We start from the raw sequence: 3,265 nt of genomic DNA, 5'->3' as shown, positions 1-3,265 counted from the left end.
CTAGCTCTTACCAAACCAGCAGCGGCTTCTGCGTGTTTGATCTCATAAATTTCTCTCCGCCGTGCCGTCTGCAACGCGAGCTGCGCGACGCTGCCCCGCTTTGACATCGGCCATTCATCCGCAGACAAATATGAAGATGAGGCGGCTTCAAGAACCCGTGCGAACAACCGCCCCGCACATCGAAATGGGAGGTCTGGAAATGCGCTACGTGTTCTGGCCGACGGCAGCTATCGCGGCGCTTCTTTCGATAGCCTTGCCGGCTCAAGCCATGCCGCTGCCAGCAAGTTCGGTCGCCTCCGATAGCGGGATCACACGGGTCCGCGATGGCTGCGGTCCTTTCGGGCACCGATCTCACTACGGCTACTGCAAGGAAAACGGCGACAGCGGATATGCCTATGATCCTGGCGAATATCGCCGTGACGGATACGGCGGGTATGGCTATGGCCGCGGTCCAAGGTTCTATGAAGGCGGATATGGCGAGCGCCGGTGCTTCATTCGGGAAACCTACGAGGGTCCCATTCGGGTTTGCCGCTGACGGCCAATGACCTTTCAAGGTGGCGGGAGCCAAACCTTCACGCATGCCGTCGATCATGGCTCCTCGCCCGTCATGACACCCACGATCCGACCAAGCGCCTTCTCGGCGAACCCGTCCGAGCGAACAGGCCCGTCGACCATCCACCCCAGGCCGATGATTTCGAACTTGAACCACCAGCCGACGCCATAGCCGTCCTCGAAGTCTCCCATCATGCGCGGGCCTGCACGATCCTCCGGACGAAACCGCATGCCGCTCGCGGGCTGCTGACCGTGATCACGTAGAGCTCGCCGTGGCGCGGCTTTCGGTCGCTCGTGTCGACCCGGAGGCCGCTTGGCCGGAGCGACGGCGGGTCGCCTGCAAGGCGAGGGGCCACCTGTCTCGCGTCAACGATCGTCACGCGCATGCGCGGAGACTCGGCGCTTCACGAGGCTCCGGCCCCTTGGCTAGAGCGCGGCCCCGTCTTCGGGGCGACGCCCGGACGCGGAGCGATTTCGTCAGCCCGCGCTACACGACGGCCTGGCAGGACCTGCTGTCGGTTTAAGGCAGCTTGACCAGTTCGACCCGCCTGTTGGCGGCTTTGCCTGTCTCATCCGTGTTGTTCGAGACAGGACTGACTCGGCCATAGCCCTTGGCCTGGAGGCGATCGGCCTTGATACCGGCTGCGACCAGTGCGGCCTGTACCGCTTTGGCGCGGCCATCCGAGAGGGTGACGTTATGCGCGTCCGTGCCGGTGTCGTCCGTATAACCATTGATGGCGAGTTTCAACGACGGGTCGGCCTTCAACAGGGCAACGACGGCATCCATCTGGGGTTTCGACGTCGGCAGGATTTGTGTCCGGTCGGTCGCGAAATTGACGTGCAGGACCGCCTTGCCGGTTTTGTCGAGGTCGGCTTTGAGCTGGCCCGCGTCGGCCGGGAGCAACGCTGCCGTCTGCACGAAGGCCTTGGTCTGGACGACGGCCAGGGACGCCTCGGAGGAGTTCGTTGTGTAGTGTATCCATATTTCGTCGGGCGGGCGGTGAATGACCTAGGTCTCGGCCGGATTGTTCCAGACATCGCCGAGTCCCATGATGAGGTCCCCCCGAACATCGTCGGGAATGGTTTTGAGCGCGTCGTCCGGGATTTTCCCATCGCTGATTTTGACGGCACCGGCCTGCTGGAAGAGCGCCTCCATGTTCTTCTTCAGCACGTAGGACGAGAATTCCTTTCCGTCGGGCTTAGCGACGATCGTGACCATGAATGTCTCGCCCTCGACATCCTTGAGGGCCTTACCGGTCCAAAACAGGAAATGCCCGAATTGCGGGGCCTTCGTCGTGTTCTGTGGGACGTAGTCGGGCGGCAGGCCGAAGAACGGAAACTTGCCGAGGGGCGCGTTTGAAAGCGGTACCTGATCGATTGAGAAATCGGCAGGGGGCGCCGGAACGGTCGCGGCAGGGCTCGCGGCCGGCGCTTCAGCCGCTTTGGCATGGGAGCCGGAGACGATCGCGATCATCGCGAAAGGCAGCGCAGCGAGACTGATTTTATTCATGAATTCCAACACTTGTTCGCTTCGCTTTTATCATTTTGCCTGAAGCGGGGCAACGACAAGAAGCAACTACGGAGGGAAACCGCGTCGCGGCCATGGGCTGCGGTGCAGGGCCGCTTCGACCGGAATCCGTCCCTTCATGTCGAGGCAAAGGCAGCGGCAGCAGATACCGCATCTCGCACTCGTTCGCCGCATGCTGCTCGAACACGGCGAGCCCGGGGTGAACGTCATCATCGCGCCCTGGAGGACCTAAGCGGCCCATGAGGTCCGATCGCCCTTTCACTTTAAGGCTATGCCGGCCTGCTCTTCGCCGTTCAGCGGCGCGTTGACGGGATGCAATCAAGCCTCAATGACGTGGCGCAACGGTGTCTTGGCCGGCGGCACAAGCACAGCGGTAAGGGCGGCTCTTACCGCGGCAAAATCGGCGTCGGTCATCCAAGATCCATTCGATGAACGAACGCGAGCCCTCCGGACGGCGATCACATCGACGCGCGAGCCTTTCCGGCCTTTAATGCACCGAGTTGCCGGGACCCTCACGTGGGACCTCCGCTCCGTTCTCCTGCTTAGGCTCCAGATCCTCTGCATCATCATTGTTCAGACGCATCAAGGACCGCCGGACCGCGCGCTCCAGCAATGTTTCGGTCCCTTCGCCATCTGCAGGTTTCTGCTGCTTTAAGTCCATCTGGCGTTCCTGATCAGCGTTGCACCATGGGCGCGACCAGTAACGTTTACGGAGATTGGTTAAGGAGAGGCTAACCATGGGGCAGGCCCGGTACCCACATGAAGAAATCCGGCATCATGCACGTCTTCGCATCTAATCCATTGATCGAGCCGGGTGGCCAAATTGAACCGGAACACCAATTCATTGCTCGCAATGCCAACCAAGAGGCACGGAGTAGCTGGGACACCGGGCGCGTGAGGCAGACATGCCTGGCATGAAGCCTGCGGCCGGACGAGCTTCGAGCTGCAAGATGACAAACGAGAAGGGCGGGGATCGAAGCGGCTGGAGCCGCTTCGATGAGCCTTTATCCAAGTGCACACATTGGGTCCTTTATGAGCAACCGGCGGCGATCGGACCGCGCCAGCCGGTTGAAATGTCATGACAAAAGTAGGGTACATGCGGGTCTCGACGCAGGAGCAATGCCCGGACCGGCAGGTGGATGGCCTGCGGGATCGCTGCGACCGGCTCTGCCTCGAAATCGTCTC

Annotated in this window: 4 protein-coding genes; 1 reads left to right on the top strand and 3 read right to left on the bottom strand. The window is 61.4% G+C overall.

Annotation, left to right across the window (positions count from 1 at the left end):
- The first annotated feature begins 199 nt into the window (after positions 1–199).
- Positions 200–535 carry a GCG_CRPN prefix-to-repeats domain-containing protein gene (locus M8523_RS36025; protein ID WP_282589600.1) on the top strand — a complete coding sequence of 112 codons (336 nt, stop codon included), beginning with the start codon at positions 200–202 and terminating at the stop codon, positions 533–535.
- A 53-nt stretch (positions 536–588) separates the two neighbouring features.
- On the opposite strand, the gene M8523_RS36020 is transcribed toward M8523_RS36025, so the two are convergent.
- The 3 genes from M8523_RS36020 to M8523_RS36010 all read right to left on the bottom strand — a co-directional run bounded on the left by M8523_RS36020 (position 589) and on the right by M8523_RS36010 (position 2,062).
- Positions 589–783: a hypothetical protein gene (locus M8523_RS36020; RefSeq protein ID WP_282589599.1), complete on the bottom strand. Its 195-nt coding sequence runs from the start codon at positions 781–783 to the stop codon at positions 589–591.
- A 289-nt stretch (positions 784–1,072) separates the two neighbouring features.
- Positions 1,073–1,471 carry an OmpA family protein gene (locus tag M8523_RS36015; RefSeq protein WP_282589598.1) on the bottom strand — a complete coding sequence of 133 codons (399 nt, stop codon included), beginning with the start codon at positions 1,469–1,471 and terminating at the stop codon, positions 1,073–1,075.
- Between the two features lie 90 nt (positions 1,472–1,561).
- Positions 1,562–2,062 carry a hypothetical protein gene (locus M8523_RS36010; protein WP_282589597.1) on the bottom strand — a complete coding sequence of 167 codons (501 nt, stop codon included), beginning with the start codon at positions 2,060–2,062 and terminating at the stop codon, positions 1,562–1,564.
- Between the last annotated feature and the right edge of the window lie 1,203 nt (positions 2,063–3,265).

It is taken from the genome of Lichenifustis flavocetrariae (assembly GCF_026130545.1).
In the GTDB taxonomy this organism is placed as follows: domain Bacteria; phylum Pseudomonadota; class Alphaproteobacteria; order Rhizobiales; family Beijerinckiaceae; genus Lichenihabitans; species Lichenihabitans flavocetrariae.
This window is presented reverse-complemented; position numbering and strand designations above follow the sequence as displayed.